The sequence below is a fragment of the Paenibacillus sp. FSL H7-0331 genome (genome assembly GCF_001956045.1).
In genome coordinates, this window is record NZ_MRTH01000014.1 from 96,723 (window position 1) to 113,539 (window position 16,817).

The window sequence follows — 16,817 nt, forward strand, 5'->3', positions numbered from 1 at the left end:
GTTATAACGAACTAATTATTGTAAAGTGATTTGCTGCGTTTTCTCGTCCCAAGTCACCTTCCAACCCATATTTTCAGAGAGAATACGGAGTGGAACGACGGTCACATTATTCATGATTTTGGGCGCAACCTCGGCCGTTACTCTTTGCCCGTTAATGATAAGCTCTGGATTATCAATCCATAAATCGATAAGCTTATCTCCACGGATCACAGTCACTTTACGCTCTTTCTCATCCCACTTCACCGTACCGCCCAATGCATCCGCGACAAAACGAATCGGAATCAGCGTATTTCCACTTACAATGACGGGTGCTTGCTCGAGCGTCATATTTTTCTTATTCACAGCTACGGTTGTTTTATTAATGGTCAGATTAACCTGATTGTTAGAAGGCGTTACAATATCACCCTTATACGTAAATGTTATGTCATCCAGCTCAATCTTCCCTTTAGCCGCTCGCTCATCCTGTCCAATTTCTTCATTGACCACATAAACGCTTCTTACCGTGATCGGGTATTTAAAATTGTAGCTGCTCAAGTCCTCAGTAACAACCTGCCAGCCTTTCCAATTCAAGATCGGTGCCAGCTCCACATAAAATACGCTGCCTGCGCTATCCCGAATTTCCGTCTTCAAAGCATTGAGACTTTCATCCCCATTTACTTTAAGCTTCATAAATTGAGGCTGGCCATCGACTTGAATTCCGGCATCGAAATCGGCAAAAGCCCATTTGGTACCTTTACCTTGCGTGAAGTCATAGTTTAATTCCAAATAATGATTCTTACTCGTGTCCTCTTTAATATAAACCGAGGAGGTTACGCCCTCAGGCTTACTCCGCGACATCGTCATGACCGCATTCTTCTCCAGATCGTACCAAACCTTGTCCTTGCCTACGGCGATTGTCAGCATGGTGCTATAACCATCGTATCGAGCAATGAGCTGAGCCTGATTCGTTCCTGCCAAATCAATGACATTCAGAATGCCATTCTTAACTTCTGCTTTCATACCCAGCACTTCCCACTGAATGGATTCAGCAGGCACCTCTCGGGTTTTGCCAGATTTCGTTTTGGCTATAACCGGCAGTTTGTAGCTGCCCCCTTGGGACAGTACCATATTAGGGGTATTGATTTTCAAACTGGCAATTTGATCTCTCCCGACAACCTCGATGGCAATCGACTGCTTACCTGTTCCTGACGACGCGTTAATTTGCGCAGTTCCAGGCTTACTCGGTGTAAAAATATTATCTTTAAAAGTACCCACATCATTGCTAATAGACCATGTAGCCGGTATTTTATCGGTATCCACTAGTGGATTGTAATACTCATCATAGCCTTTAAAGCCCAATGCTGCCTGTTCATTCACAAACAAAAAGCTTGGTGCTTGTATGACCAGACCTTTTACCGCACCCTTCGGCGCTGTTGAGTAGACGCCTACGCCATTCACAACCTTACGTTGGATACCGGTTTCTGTTTTATTAGTAAGAACTGGTGTCGTTTCGCCGAGAGGACGTGTGGCCAGCTGTGTAGATCCGCCTCCATCCAAATTCATACCTTTCCACACGCCTACTTTGATCATAAATTGCTGAAGTTCGGTCATAGACAACCCTTTGCTATCACCTGCATTATCAACAGTAATAAGGTAAGCTGTTTTTTGATCCTTCGAATAGCCGATGGCTGTTCTTGATCGGTTGCAGCATAAACTGTCGACTTCGCGCGAGAATTCAGCCGGCTTGCCCTCATCGACCATTATCGTATGGCCGCCAATCATCATTTTAAAGTTTTTCGTATCATACGTTTTGCTTGCATCCTGTGGAAGTACAGAATAATCGACAGTAAGTGGATCGCCAACCTTCATATGCTGCTTAACAAAATCCGCGGCCAAACCGGATGATCTCAATACATAACCATCTTTCGGCGCTATGACATTAATAATCGTATTTTCTGCAATTTGCTTAATAATTCCGTTTTCAACCAAAACCTCGGTAGGTACGGTTGTCCCATCATTGGATCGGTCTGCCTGTCCCCACGCATTGGTATACATAAACATTGCATCAATATGGCTGTGCTCACCACCTGGCTCGAACCAGTAATACGTTTTGTTAATACCGCCTAATGTGAATTTAGATCCATCCTTAGCGGTTACACTGCCTTGAAACGTAAATAAATCGACGATAGGCTCATTATTTTTGGATAATGCAAATGTATAGAAACCCGGTAAATACGGCGGGGTTGCCATCAATTGTCCATTCGCTATTTCAGGGCCCATCGGGACACCTTCAGCTTGCGTGTTGTAAAAATCGCCATTAATACCGGCAACGGCCCCGGTTTCCGTTGTCATGCCAAGAACACTTTGTTTCTTCGTGAATTGATTGTTTGTACCACTCATGACATCAAGCTTTACAAGCGGATTCGTCAAATCCACCTCAACGACATTTCCGTTCACAGTTACTTCCTTTTTGTTGCGAATCGATTTCCAAACATATTTTTTCATAATGGCACCCGAAGTTAGTATCTCTTGACTAACCTCTGTAACCGTTGGCTCATCTGCAAAAACCTTGTCAGTTGTTATAATTGGTGATAAAAGAATCATAGCGGATAGTGCGATTGTTATGGCTTTCATTGCTAATTTATTGTGCTTAACCACGCTGCGTTCTCCCTTCTTATTCCCGTTCTACTCATTATAGACTCTATAAACAGCCAAAAAGTTACGTTATTCGCATCGTAAAATATATAAAGGTGTCCAAATATGTAATAATGATGATCCTTGACAAACAAAAAACAGATGGGAATCATCCCACCTGCCTTTTCTTCTACAGCTTATTCAGAGCTTGTCTCAAATAATATTATGCAAGTGCATCGCGTTTTAACAACTCAGCCTTATCCGTACGCTCCCAAGGAAGATCGACGTCTGTCCGACCAAAATGTCCGTATGCTGCAGTTTGCTTGTAAATAGGCTGACGAAGTTCAAGCTGCTTAATAATACCAGCTGGACGCAGATCAAAATGTGCACGAACCACTTCAACCAGCTTTTCTTCGCTAACTTTTCCTGTGCCGAATGTATCAACAGCAATCGAAACCGGCCGCGCAACACCAATGGCATAAGCCAATTGAACTTCGCATTTATCAGCCAAACCTGCTGCTACAATGTTCTTGGCAACATACCGTGCAGCATAAGCACCTGAACGGTCTACTTTTGTCGGATCTTTACCGGAGAAGGCTCCGCCGCCATGACGTGCATATCCACCGTATGTATCTACGATAATTTTACGTCCTGTTAAACCAGCATCCCCTTGTGGTCCACCGATTACAAAGCGGCCAGTTGGGTTAATGAAATATTTAGTATCTGCATCAAGGAATTTCTCAGGTACGATCGGCTTGATGACATGTTCTTTAATATCTGCTTGGATTTGCTCCAACGTTGTATCTTCACTGTGCTGGGTGGATACTACAATAGCATCTACACGTACAGGTGTATCTCCATCGTATTCAACTGTTACTTGAGTTTTACCATCAGGACGTAAGTAAGGCAAAGTACCATTTTTACGAACCTCTGTTAATCTACGTGAAAGTTGATGGGCAATAGAAATAGGAAGCGGCATTAACTCAGGAGTTTCATTCACCGCGAATCCGAACATCATTCCTTGGTCTCCTGCTCCGATTGCTTCAATCTCATCATCGGACATTAAACCTTCACGCGCTTCAAGAGCACGGTCAACACCTTGTGCGATATCAGCAGATTGTTCATTCAAAGAAACCAACACAGCGCATGTCTGGGAATCGAAACCAAATTTAGCGCGAGTGTAACCGATATCCTTGATCGTTTGACGAGCAATAGATTGAATATCTACATATTCGGATTGACTTGAGATTTCTCCAATAACTAACACTAAGCCTGTTGCAACAGATACTTCGCATGCAACACGAGCATTGGGGTCGTTAGCTAAAAATGCGTCAAGTACAGCATCAGAAATTTGATCACAAATTTTATCTGGATGTCCTTCTGTTACTGATTCTGATGTAAATAAGCGTCGACCGCGTGGTGTTGATGACATATACTATCGACCTCCTTAAAATTTTCGTAGAAAATTGCTTCTTCTTAATCCTATGATGAGATGAAGCCTGGACAAAAAAATCAACCCTTTCCTATCGGAAAAGGTTACATTCAATATGACCTTCTTTAGCTATGTTACTGGATTTGCAGGGTACTGTCAATAAAATTGCATGAGTTCTAATTAATCTTAATATAAGTCTTTATAAACTAAACATCGTTTCTTCGGCTTTTCTAATTAACCTGCTTGTAATCGCTCCGCCTACAGCTCCAGCATCTCTGGATGTGATGTGTCCCCAATAATCTTCCTTGACTGAACTTGATGATATTGCACCTAGTTCCGTTGCAAATTCAACATTCATGTCAGCCAAAGATTTACCTACCGGCAATCCCATTTCAGCTGCAATTTCGTATTTAAGTAAATCAAGGGCTTGATGGCTTTCCGGCACAATTTTCTTACGACTAGCCACAGTCATTCACCTCCCGATCCGTGATAATCGTAGTATGGCCATTACACGGATCAGCACTCGTATAAACTATTGTCATATAGGGCAAAATTTATGTAGTTACTTTACTGCCGTCAGCATTAGTAATCAAATACGAACCACGTATCATCACATAAATATCTTGCTTAAGTTTAGGGTCTGATTTAATACCTCGTCCATCGCGAGGAACTATAAGCAGATGATTTAAGTCAACAACCGCTCCTGCTGCTATATCTTTACCTGAGGTTACATCGGGGATCCCATTATCGTCTGAGCTGACAATAGTTACTTTACCTATACGAACGATGATTTCTGTTCCTGCTCCGCCGTAGATGGATTGACCTGGTTCCAGCTTGATTACCGATAAGTTTGAACTGCCCGTCTGACTGGGAACGTCCACTACGGGAGTAGGTGTGGTCTTACCACTATCAGCTGGATTTGGCTTGAATGATGAAAGTTCACTTGCAATAATTTGTTTAACTTTTTCTTCCGTAATGGTTTGCTTGTTCAATTCCTCAGCAACTTTTAATTTAATGTTTTGTTCAAAATAACTCTTGGTAATGACGGGGTCGTCAATGGTTCCTGCTTGAGGGTTGGTTGAAACTCCATCAGCGTTAGTAACTACAATAGAAGTTGTCCAAAGCATTGCAGCCATTACCGAAACTTTTAAGGTATGTTTAAACATTCAATTCCTCCTAATCATAAGACAATATGATTTTAAGTATATCTGAATAAAGCATAAAAAAAAAGAAGACCCCGAAAGGTCTTCTTTAGTTTAAATATTAGTTGTAAATTGGGCCAACATTTGCATTAGCGGGATCAACAGTAATCGCACTTGATGCAGTAACTCCACTTGGAGCAATAACATTCAATGTGAATTCAGTTATATTCGCACTAAGTGTTGTAATTTGACCATTGGAACCAATAACGATAGTTCCAAAAGTTTTTGCTACACCGTCTTGAGTTTTAGAAGCGTCAACGGATACCGCTGCGTTTGCAGGAACATTGACAGTCGCACCTGTGTTATCCAAATAAGAGGTTGCGCTAGACTTAATATCAGTTGCATAGAAAGTCAAACCAAGAATACTAGCGTGTGATTGAACAAATTGATCTGTTAATGCAGTACCGTTATCATCTTTATGAGTAAGTGGATGACGATCGGAAACAATCTCATTACCAAATTGGTCTTTAATTGTTACCTTTTTAAACAATTGATCATCCCATGCATACAATTTACCAGCTGCAAGGTTGGTAGTAATACGGCTGCTAGCAATTTTGTTACCTGATTTTGATACAGCAATGCTTGCAACAGCAGGACCTTCATTCTTCGTAGTTACATCAAGTGGTGTAGTATAAACATCACCCTTGGAATCTTTGTAAACTACTTGCAATTTCGATGTTCCTGCATCTAAACCAACAATAAATTTGTTTGGAGTTGATGTAGCTGTATCACCAACAGCGGCAACAACACTTGGGTTGGAACTAGTAACAGATTGAATAGTGTTTGGTACTGCAACATCTTCACCACTATTTGTTTTCGCTCTTACTTTAAGCTCTTTAGTAAGCTTAGCATAAGTTGATCTTGTTACTGTACCGTTGATTCCATTGTTCAGGTAATCTTCAACAGCAAGAATCGTGTTGTTAACACCTTTGTCAATGTAAGCTTCGTATTTCAATTTGTTCTTGCTATCGTTTGTATCAAGTACCTCTAAAGTAGTTGTTACAGTGTTGATTTCTTTAGGAGTAGTTCCGCTCATATCCATCAATCTAGCTGTAAATGTATAAGAAGCAGGTTGTGCAGTAACGCCAGTGTTTGTAAAGAATTTGAATGATTTGTCAAACACATCTTCTAGAGGCAAATACTCTCTAGGTGTATAAGCACCACTCACATACTCTTGTGCATATACAGTTCTTGTTACTGTTGTAGTTGTATTTACAGGTGTAAGATCAAATCTCTTCTTAGAAGTTACATCGCCTGTAGATACTGGACCACCATTTGCAAGAGCAACATCGTTACTTCTCAAGCTCAAACCGTAAGGAGTTCCAGCAGATAATGTAGTGTTAGCTTGCAACTCCAACTTCACTTTATAAGTGTTGTCGTTCAGTTTTAACTCTCCACCATGCTGATCGTAAATCTTCAATTTCAATTCATTATCAGTTCCATTAACTTGATACTTCTTAGGAGCTGCGGAGAAAGCGATTTTATCAGCTTTACGCTTTTCACCAACAGAAATATTTTGCGACACTCTCACAGTAGGCGCATCTTGCAGAGAAACTACGATACTCGAACTACCTTTGGAGTTAGCACCAGTAATTGCAATTTCACCTTTATGCTCACCAGTTTGTACGATAGGCGTTGATCTTGTTCCACCGTTGTCATCAGGTACATTAATAGAAGCAAGATTGATGCTGCCAGTAGAATAGATATTGAATTTGTATGCTTTATCAGCAATTTCTTGCTTAGTCAACACTTCACCTTTAGCGTCTTTAACGATAATTGGTACAAAGAACTTCTTTTGAAGGTCTGTATCATTATTAACTTTTGTTACATCATCGCCTTCAGCCAAAGTATAGCTGTAAGCACCAAATTCTACAGTTGCTGGAGTTTTAGACGCTGTTACTTTAACTGTTTTAGTTACCGCTTGACCGGAACCATTAGCAATGATGTTCAAAGTAACTGAATCTTTTGCTTCATTTTTGTCATAACGGAATTTCAGGTCAGCTGCATCGTCGCCGATTTCGCTTGAAGTTGTAAACCATACATCATTGCTACCATCTTTAGCCACTTTCTTAACGTTACCTTCAGTTGAATAGAATGTTACACCTTTGTTCAGTGTATCATAATCTTGAACTTGGATACCATATTGGTCAATAGCTTTAATGTCAAGGTAAGTGTCTTTTTGTGCTTCTACGGAATCGATTTTTACGTTAGAGCTGTTTTTCAAATCTCCAACTTCGATTTTAGCTACGTTTTGAGCTTCACCGATTGCAAACACTTTATTTGCAGTTACGCCTGAATCCTCATGGATAATAGTAACCGAAACGCGGTCATTTCTTTCCAGAGCACTTTCAGGTGTAGCGCCTGGAGCTAAATTTGATTTCAAACGTTGTTGAAGAGTAAATGCTTGCTCACCAGATACACCAACAGCAGTTACATCACTTCCTGTGTTGATAGAGAAGTTGTTGTAAGTCAAGCTGGATTTAGCACCATATTGGTTAGTAGCTTTGAACTCAATTTTCAACTTGTTAACTGTTCTTGGCAATGTTTCTGCAGCTGTCAAGAATTCAATCTTAGCAATTCTTTCTTTAGTTACTGCAACTGTTTGAGTTTTTGCAGTATCGTCAATGTTAGTCAAACCACTGATTGTAGCTACAAAAGATCCATCTTGGAACTTCGTATCAAAAGTCAACGTTGCAGTTGTTTTGTCGTCGCTCCATTTAGTCGTGTAGTTAGTTACAACTGCACCATTGCCATTTTTAATTTCAATCTTCAGGTTTTTCGCAGCATCGTCAGTCAAAGCACCATTCAATTGAATAGCCAATTTGTCAGCGTCAGTTGCTTTGAAGGAGTTGATAGCATATTTACCATTGAAAGGCGCGCCTTTGTATTGGGATTTAGCTTCTGAAGAGCTAAGAACCAACAAGTCACGAGTTGCATTGGAAGTACCACCAAATTTACCGTCAGTACCATTGCTCAGCAATTTCAATTGAAGAGCTAATGCTACATAACCTTTAGCCCAATCGGATACAGTAGTGTCAGTAACACCTGGAGTTGCTTTTGCTGCTGCGTCTTTGTTAAGACCACGAAGCAAGAAAGCTGCCAGTTGTTCTTTAGTTACTTTACCAGCTGGGTTGAATTGACCAGGTGCATAACCATCAGTGATGCCTGCTGCTTTAACTGCTTCGATATAAGGAAGCGCGTAGCCGTTAGCTGGATCATCGGATTTAACATCAGTGAAAGATGAAGTTTTCAAAGTAGTGTCAACTTTCAATCCAAAGATCAAAGCTGCTACTTTAGCGAATTGAGCACGGTTCATTTCGTCTTTAAGACCAAAAGTACCTTCTTTTACGCCGTCAAACACACCAGCGGAAATCAATGCATCAAATTTTAATTTTGTAGCTGCGTCCAGATCTTTAAGATCCGTAAAATCAGCGGATGTTTTAGTAGCGTCAGCTTCTGCAGCAAGTGCTACAGATGAAAACATCGAGAATGCCATAGCAAGGGATAAAATCGTAGATAAACTTTTCTTCATAACCTTTTGTTCTCCTCCTCGAATATCTTTCGGTTTTTTAGAGTTCTGTTTAGATGGATTATAGCTCGATGCACTCATTAGCCGTTTCACCCCCTTCCCAGAGTTGAGCGAAATGAATTTTTTATTTATTAAGGTCTGCAACGTATAAGTTTGCAGAAACTAGTAAACAATAGAATGAAAAGATAGCCAATCGTACACCCTTGTACATTATACACTGCAATCCTAGTAAGGTAAAGAGGTGCGTTGCAAAATATATCCAACCTCTTGCTTACCAACCTGCTGTTTTGTGTTTCAATGTATTAAACGCGGCGTTGTATAAAAAGTTGCGCTGTTCTAAAAAAACTTTTTATTTTTTGATCAACTCATTTCATCTGATATCGTATATCAGGTTGTCTATCAATTTCGTATTGCCTCTCTTACGAAACTTAGTATACAACGAACTATACGCTTACGTCATCACGTATTATTTTCCATGTACATATCTTGATTTCGACCGAACTGTTACACAAGCAAAAGCCCCGAACCTAATGGGTTCGAGGCTTATTTTTCATTTTATTTGGTCATACGTGAACGTGCGCTTAACAGTACTCTGATTTTTTGCAGTGATCGTAAAACCGGCTTTTTCGTTTGGCTGATGATTCCGATCGCTTCCGCACCCAGTACGAGAATGGCAATCAAAACGACAATCAGTAAAACCATTCCCCAGATAACTTCTTGCTCTGACATATAAGATAGAAGAACCGCTGACGCACCAAATATCGATGCAATTCCATAGATGATTAAAACCGTAAGCCGATGGCTAAAGCCCAATTGGAGCAGACAATGGTGAAGATGGCTTTTGTCCGGCTTGGAGATTGGTGTCTTATTGACCCAACGTCTTAATATCGCAAATAGCGTATCCGAAATCGGAACACCAAGTATCATAATAGGAACTAGCAGAGATAGCACGATCGATTGCTTAAACCCTAGAATGGATAAAGTGGCCAGCGCAAATCCCAAAAACAGTGCGCCCGAATCCCCCATAAAAATTTTGGCCGGATGAAAATTATAAAATAAGAAACCAATAATACTGCCAAGCAGAATGACACTGAGTAGAACTACGGTCACATTCCCCATCATTAAAGCAAGCACAAGAATCGTAGTTATCGCAATGCCAGAGACACCGGCTGATAAACCATCTAAGCCATCAATTAAGTTGATTGCATTCGTTACGCCAACAATCCAGAAGATCGTAAGTGGTACAGACAGCCACGTCAAGGAAATCATCGTATCTCCAAAAGGCACATTAACCAAATCAATAACGACCCCTGAGTACACAACGACACAGGCTGCAATAATTTGTCCAAGCAGCTTGATTCTTGGGGAAAGGTCGAATCGGTCATCCAAGGCTCCCACCAGCACGACAATCGCTCCACCTACCAACAGACCCAATGCTACATCGGATTGAACCGCAGGTGAAACCACGAAATACGCTCCTACAAATGCAATGAAAATAGCAAGTCCACCTAGTCTAGGCATGATCCGACTATGTACCTTCCGGTGATTGGGTGCATCCACAGCCCCTACCCAAAATGCAAAGCGCTTCACCAAAGGCGTCATCAGCAAGGCAATCAAGCAGGCCACTACAAAGCCAATTCCGTACAATACGTTCATTCTATTTACACAGCCCCTTTGTATCTATAAAAGCCCAGAAAGCAATTTAAATTATACTCCGTCCGGGCGCATATTACTACCTTCATTTTAAATGAAAGTTGTTGATTTCCAGTCTTAATTACGCTATTTTCCCATGTTTTGCACATTTTTCTTTTCGCGGATCACTTTCATTACGAATTTCGGCAGTACAAGCATTCTTTTGTAACGCCACGGCTCTTGTAGAAGACGATAAAACCACTCCAAACGGAGCCTTTGAAACATCACCGGCGCACGCTTCAGCTTACCCGACAGCACATCGAAGCTTCCTCCTACGCCCATAATAACCGGAACTCGCAGCTGCTGTTTGTATTGTGCAATCCACGGCTCCTGCTTATCGGCTGATCGACCTATCAATAGGATGTCCGGATCATGCTCCCGAATATTCGCAATAACAGCAGCATCCTCATCTGCTTGAAAGTAACCATCACGGTAACCAACAAGCTGCAATGCAGGATATTGTCGTTTTAAACTACTGGCAGCTGCTTCTATCATTTCCGGAGAAGCCCCCAGCAAATATACTTTCCAGCCTTTCGGTTCTCCAAGCTGCATCATCCGATGAAGTAAATCAAAACCGGTTACCCGCTCAGCAACGGGGTTCCCCACATAATTGGCAGCCCATACGATGCCTGCTCCATCCGGCACAACCAAATCAGCCGCTTGAAGAAGCTGCATATAGGTAGAACTATCCACAGCCGACATGACCATAATCGGATTGGCCGTAATAATTTGATGGGGTTCCCGGGATTCAATCATATGTGTAATCAAATTAACGGTCTCATTCATACTTAATTTGGAGAAGGGAACACCGAATATCGATACTTTAGGTATAGTCAATGATGATCCCTTCCTTTATTAAAAAATAAAGCGATTTGCTTCGCTGGAGTTTGTGCTTCATTTTTCAAACGTTCGATAAGCGGCTGCTTATCAGCCTGCCACTTCGTTCGCTGCTCCAAGAGCTTAACAGCCTCAGCGGCTATGCTGGCACCTGTCTCATTATGAATCGAAGTCGTATGTGCCACTGCCTGCATATCCAAACGATTTAAAAATTGATCAATCTTTGGATCGTAGGAAATCCCCAACATGGGCACTTGCTGTGACGCAGCGTATATCAAGGAATGCAGACGCATGCCGATCAACAAATCGCAGCGACCTACCTCGGCCAGCATCTGCTGGGGATGTGCAGCTCCGTGAGAAATCGAAATCCGATCATCATGCCTGCTGCCCAGCTGAGCCTTTATAACGTTGGATGCCTCTTCATCCGAAGGCAGGTGAAAGGGTAAAAAGCGAATATGCGCATCCGTCTGCTTCAAAATCGTGGAGACAGCTTCTGCAAGCGCCTTTAACTCTGACCGATCCTGATTCCAATATCGAACCGATATACCTATGATTGGCTTATCCGTTGGCAAAGGTTCGATTTGGCCCTGTTCTCCATCACTAAGCGGCATCCCCATTACCGGATCCGGCACAACGATAATTTCACTTGAAACCTTCATATTTAACAGCAACTGCTTCGATTCTGTATCACGTACGGATACGAGACGGCAGCGATTAAATACAGAACGTATCCACCCAAAGAACATGCCGCGATAAACGGGCCCAATACCTTGCGAGTAAATAAATGTCGGCTTCCCAAGCCACTGTGCTAACTTTAAAACTCCCAAATAATACGGAATCGTCTTCGCTCCCGTGGCATCCTGCAGCAGGCTGCCACCTCCGCTAATTAAACCATCGGCACTGCGAATCGCTCGAAGCATCGCACCCGGACTCATCCGGTGCACGGATTCGACACCATAGGTTTTACTCGTTTTGGCTGGATCGGCAGACAACACCACAGGAATAAAACGAATACCCTGTTGGCGACCCTGCTCCTCCAAAGCAAGCAAAATCGATTGCAATACCGCTTCATCCCCACTGTTATCGAAGCCGTAGTACCCTGATATTACGATCTTTTTAGCAGCAAGGGTGTCCAACGACGCCAACTCCTTATGACAATTTCCCAAACTGCGATATAACCGATCCCAATCAATATACCAAATGCTAGACCGTACACAATACGGACGGATGAAATAAGCAGCGGCGTATGCAGATGGGCAAAGGTATCTACGATAGATGCCTGACCAATGACCCCAATCAAGACCAGCAATACCGCATTACGATATTTGACCGCCAGGTAAGCACCCAAAATAAACAAAGGATGGGCAATTAAAAATTCCTTCGTGCGCGGGCGAATGCCCAATGTATTTTCCAGGAAGGAACGGAACAGCTTTTCAAAGGCTGAGGCCTGTCCCTCGTTACCTGTTCGTGATAAATAATAGAACCCGGCAGCAGCAATGGCCGCGGCCCCGATAATCCATAGGACGCTGATATAAGAAGCAAGCAGCTTTTTAGCCTTATTGAGCTTATCCTTGTGAGAAAGACTATCATTGAATAGCAGCCAGTAGAAAGCGAGCGCTACTATTGGAAGCAAATGCAGCAGGCTAACACCCCGGAATTGCTCCAGTACAAGCGAATACGTAATCTGGTTCAGCAGACCCACTATAAAAAAGATCCCAATGACGGATATTGCCGAAGTTTTCAGCAGCAGCCAAATCGCATATCCCAACTGTGACCCCATGCGTGACTGATATTTGCTGCGAACAGATCTTACGGCCATAATCATAGCCACGATCGGCGCACATGTGCCTGCTCCTAAAGCGAGTCCTTGGGCGAATAAACTGGATGACAGTACAAATAATCCGGCAGAGCCCACCATTCCAAGTAAAAATACGAGCAGCGTAAGTTCGGAAACAAAATAAGAAACCGTCAGTGCAATTAGGGCCACAGCACCGATCCAGAGCAGCAGCTTGGCTCCTGATTGCCAGTTAGAATGCACCAATATAAATTTCCCTGCAGGTCCCATTACATAACCAGCTGCCTCGATACGCTTGATAGCTCCATCCGTACCCGTTAAGCTTTCGTAAAGGGAATCAAGAGGATTCAGGATTTTGCCCTTATCAAGGTTCTTAACAGCACGTGCATTCAGAAAAACCATACGAATGTTGCGATCCTTGACCGCAAGTACGAATCTGTCAGATACCCCTTGAATTCTATCCGCTAATTCAGCTTCTGTCAGGTTTTCAGTCAGCTTCTCACCGTCTCGTTCAGTAAAGGAGTGAAGACGGACGACATCATATTGAATCATTTTCGCCAAGCGATTAAAGCCCTTTTGCTGCGTTTTTTGCAGCTCGATGTTCGCCAGCCCAATTTGATATTTCTTCATAAGCTCGGCCATCGTGTCCAGATTTTTGAGATTAGTGTCACTTACATAACCAGGCACAGTCTCTCCATCAACAATGAAGCGTGTCACACCGTACTTTTGCAAATTAGCTAGCAGCACTTCCATCTGCTCCGCATTGAAAGGTCGGCGATTGGACATGCGAACAACGATATGAAAGCCTTGTTCCTTAAGTGTTTGCAATGCAATCGGATCCGGGTCCATCGTGACCAGTCCGGCTTCATCACGACTCATTTCTATAATAAGCCCATTTTGATTTTTGAAGGTCCACGGACGTACTTTGGCATTCAGACTCGTAAATGCTTTGGTAATCAACGCTTCCAGTTTGTCCTGCGATTCTTTTTCAGCAAATAAAATATAGGTGAAATTCTCGTTAGGCGATATCGGACTTTGCGTAAGCGCAGTCGCTTCGTGTGATGAGAAGATTTCGATACGGCGGCTCAATCGCAATTCGTTCAATGTCGCTTCATAAAGTGCCATTGAATGCACACCGCTTTTTTTCAATTCCTTCAGCTGTGTGTTCACAAATTGCCGCGGGTCTGTCTGCAGGTCTGCTATCTCCAGCAAATCCCGATAATCAAACACAAACTCAACCTTACGACCCGAGCCTTCCTCTGTTTGCGACCTTTCAAAAGCAACAGGAATGGAGGCCAGCATCCCGAGGATAACCAGCCACCATAACCACTTCATGCTTTTCTTATTCCATTGTAAGTAACGCCCGATCAATACATTCACTCCTGCCGTATTATTGGTCAACTCTGCTCATCACGGAGCTAACTAATCCCTGGATGGCTTCAGTGGCTGCTTTTGCGCTTGTACCGCGGACAGCAAAATACACTTTTATTTTCGGTTCTGTTCCTGATGGCCGCAAGCAAAACCACGAATCATCAGCCAATGTATATTTCAGCACATTTTCAACTGGCAATCCATATAGCCCTTGTGAAAAGTCCTCGATTTTAGTAACGGTTTGCCCATTCACTTCCGTAGGCGGTTGATTACGCCAGTTGTTCATGATGCCTTGAATTTGCTCAACGCCATCTTTGCCTTTCAAGGTGCGAGACTCCAGCTTTTCAAGGAAATAGCCATGTCGAACATAAAGCTCCTGAAGAACGTCATACAACGTTTTCCCCTTGCTTTTGTAGTAGGCAGCTGCTTCACAGATCAGCATTGAGGCAATGACTGCATCCTTATCTCGGGCATAATCACCAGCGAGGTATCCGTAGCTCTCTTCATATCCAAACAAAAAGGTCGATTCGCCTGATGCTTCGAACTGCGACATTTTTTCACCAATATATTTAAATCCGGTTAACGTGTTAATGGTTTCGACACCGTAATGCTTGGCTACAGCCGCTCCCATTTCGCTCGTCACAATCGTCTTGATGACAACACCATTGTCGGGAAGCTGGCCACGCTTTTTCAGGCTGCTAAGCAGGTAATCGACCATAATCGCGCCCGATTGATTTCCCGTCAGGACAAAATACTGACCCTTTTCATCTTTTACAACCGCACCCATCCGATCACAGTCGGGGTCCGTACCAATAATAATATCTGCATCAATTTCCTTGGCCTTGCGAATAGCGAATGTGAATGCTTCTTTTTCTTCCGGGTTTGGAGACTTCACCGTAGAAAATTTGGCATCTGGAAGCTCCTGCTCCGCTACAACCACGACTTGACTAAAACCTATGGTTTTTAGGGCTGCTCGAACGGCCAGATTTCCGGCACCATGCAGCGGCGTAAATACGATTTTAAACAGATTGCTACTCCGCTTCACGATATCTGAATTAAGGCTCACGGCGGTTACGGCCTTGATATATTGCTCATCGATATCTTGACCAATCCACTCCAATAGACCCTTGGCTTCAGCTGTCGTCCGTTTCTCACGTTTCACATCTGCGAAGGATTGTACCTGCTGGATAGCGGCAATGACCTGTTCCGCCTGATCGGGAACGAGCTGCCCTCCATCGGAGCCATACACCTTGTATCCATTGTATTCAGGTGGATTATGGCTTGCTGTGATCACAATACCAGCAGAAGCCTGCAAAGCTCTTACAGAGAAGGAGAGCTCCGGAGTTGACCGCAGCGATTCGAATACATAGGCTTTAATGCCGTTACCAGCCAATACTTTGGCAGCTTCCAGTGCAAATTCCGGAGATTGATTGCGGGAGTCGTAGGCGATGACCACGGATGGATTCTCTGCTCCCAATGCGTTGACAAAGGCAGCCAGTCCTTGTGTGGCCCGACCGACTGTATAACGATTTATCCGGTTGGTTCCTGCCCCGATAACACCACGCAGCCCCCCCGTACCGAATTCAAGATCACGATAGAAGCGGTCCTCGATTTCCTTCGGCTGCTCTTTAATTTGGTTAAGCTCTGCCTTTGTACTCTCATCAATTGCCGGATCTGTTATCCATTGCTCATATAATTCTTGAACTCGATTATGTACCGTCATAAATTCATCTCCTATTCTTTGGCTGCATCCGATAACGCAAACATTAATCCACCTTCAGCTACGATCTTATCGCCTACCTTGGCAACAGCCTTACCTTTGCCGATAGAGCCTTTTAATCGTGTAATGGTAACCTCAAGCGTCAAAGTATCTCCAGGTACGACCTGTCCGCGAAAGCGAAACTCATCAATTCCCGCAAAAAAGCCAAGCTTTCCTTTGTTGGCTTCCAAAGACAGCATGGCAACCGTTCCAACCTGAGCGAGCGCCTCAACGATCAACACGCCCGGCATTACCGGATATGATGGAAAATGTCCCGCAAACCACGGTTCATTGATCGTTACATTTTTGATCCCCTTGGCACTGACACCTGCTTCTACCTCTAAAATTCGGTCTATTAACAAAAAAGGATATCGATGGGGTATAATCGCTTGAATTTGTACGACATCTAACACAGTTCATTACTCCTCTCCAAGGTGTGGTATAAAATGTACCGATTTAACTTACACTAACAGCATTCCTTCATGATCTGCAGTATTGAAGGTTGATATAAGGGAGCTTATGTATCGGTTTGCATGCTTTCGAACTATGCTTACCCTTACATAAGCTCTTTTTAAACGATCCCATCA

The 16,817-nt window shown here is 43.0% G+C and carries 11 protein-coding genes; all 11 read right to left on the reverse strand.

Going from position 1 to position 16,817, the window contains the following annotated elements:
- Window positions 1–15: 15 nt before the first annotated feature.
- A complete protein-coding gene (locus BK127_RS21170) occupies window positions 16–2,613 on the reverse strand; it encodes a stalk domain-containing protein (protein ID WP_076233608.1) in 2,598 nt (865 codons plus the stop codon).
- 223 nt (window positions 2,614–2,836) lie between these two features.
- Window positions 2,837–4,045 (reverse strand): methionine adenosyltransferase, encoded by a 1,209-nt coding sequence (gene metK / locus BK127_RS21175; protein WP_076233511.1) that lies wholly within the window; start codon window positions 4,043–4,045, stop codon window positions 2,837–2,839.
- Between the two features lie 199 nt (window positions 4,046–4,244).
- A complete protein-coding gene (locus BK127_RS21180) occupies window positions 4,245–4,517 on the reverse strand; it encodes an alpha/beta-type small acid-soluble spore protein (protein WP_076233512.1) in 273 nt (90 codons plus the stop codon).
- An 82-nt stretch (window positions 4,518–4,599) separates the two neighbouring features.
- The gene (locus BK127_RS21185; RefSeq protein ID WP_076233513.1) at window positions 4,600–5,211 is read right to left on the reverse strand and encodes a hypothetical protein; all 612 of its coding nucleotides are present in this window, start codon (window positions 5,209–5,211) and stop codon (window positions 4,600–4,602) included.
- A gap of 97 nt (window positions 5,212–5,308) precedes the next feature.
- Window positions 5,309–8,857 (reverse strand): S-layer homology domain-containing protein, encoded by a 3,549-nt coding sequence (locus BK127_RS21190; protein ID WP_076233514.1) that lies wholly within the window; start codon window positions 8,855–8,857, stop codon window positions 5,309–5,311.
- 474 nt (window positions 8,858–9,331) lie between these two features.
- Window positions 9,332–10,432, reverse strand: a complete 1,101-nt coding sequence (locus BK127_RS21195) for a glycosyltransferase family 4 protein (protein ID WP_076233515.1) — start codon at window positions 10,430–10,432, stop codon at window positions 9,332–9,334.
- Between the two features lie 123 nt (window positions 10,433–10,555).
- The gene (locus BK127_RS21200) at window positions 10,556–11,254 is read right to left on the reverse strand and encodes a WecB/TagA/CpsF family glycosyltransferase (RefSeq protein WP_083689461.1); all 699 of its coding nucleotides are present in this window, start codon (window positions 11,252–11,254) and stop codon (window positions 10,556–10,558) included.
- A 47-nt stretch (window positions 11,255–11,301) separates the two neighbouring features.
- Window positions 11,302–12,441, reverse strand: a complete 1,140-nt coding sequence (gene csaB, locus BK127_RS21205; RefSeq protein ID WP_076233517.1) for a polysaccharide pyruvyl transferase CsaB — start codon at window positions 12,439–12,441, stop codon at window positions 11,302–11,304.
- Complete coding sequence (locus BK127_RS21210) at window positions 12,411–14,501, reverse strand: DUF5693 family protein (protein ID WP_305954316.1); 2,091 nt, start codon at window positions 14,499–14,501, stop codon at window positions 12,411–12,413. The genes csaB and BK127_RS21210 overlap by 31 nt, the downstream gene beginning before the upstream one ends.
- A complete protein-coding gene (locus BK127_RS21215; protein ID WP_076233519.1) occupies window positions 14,491–16,194 on the reverse strand; it encodes a phospho-sugar mutase in 1,704 nt (567 codons plus the stop codon). Before BK127_RS21215 ends, BK127_RS21210 begins: the two co-directional genes overlap by 11 nt.
- 11 nt (window positions 16,195–16,205) lie before the next feature.
- Window positions 16,206–16,643, reverse strand: a complete 438-nt coding sequence (gene fabZ, locus BK127_RS21220) for a 3-hydroxyacyl-ACP dehydratase FabZ (protein WP_076233520.1) — start codon at window positions 16,641–16,643, stop codon at window positions 16,206–16,208.
- Window positions 16,644–16,817: the final 174 nt, after the last annotated feature.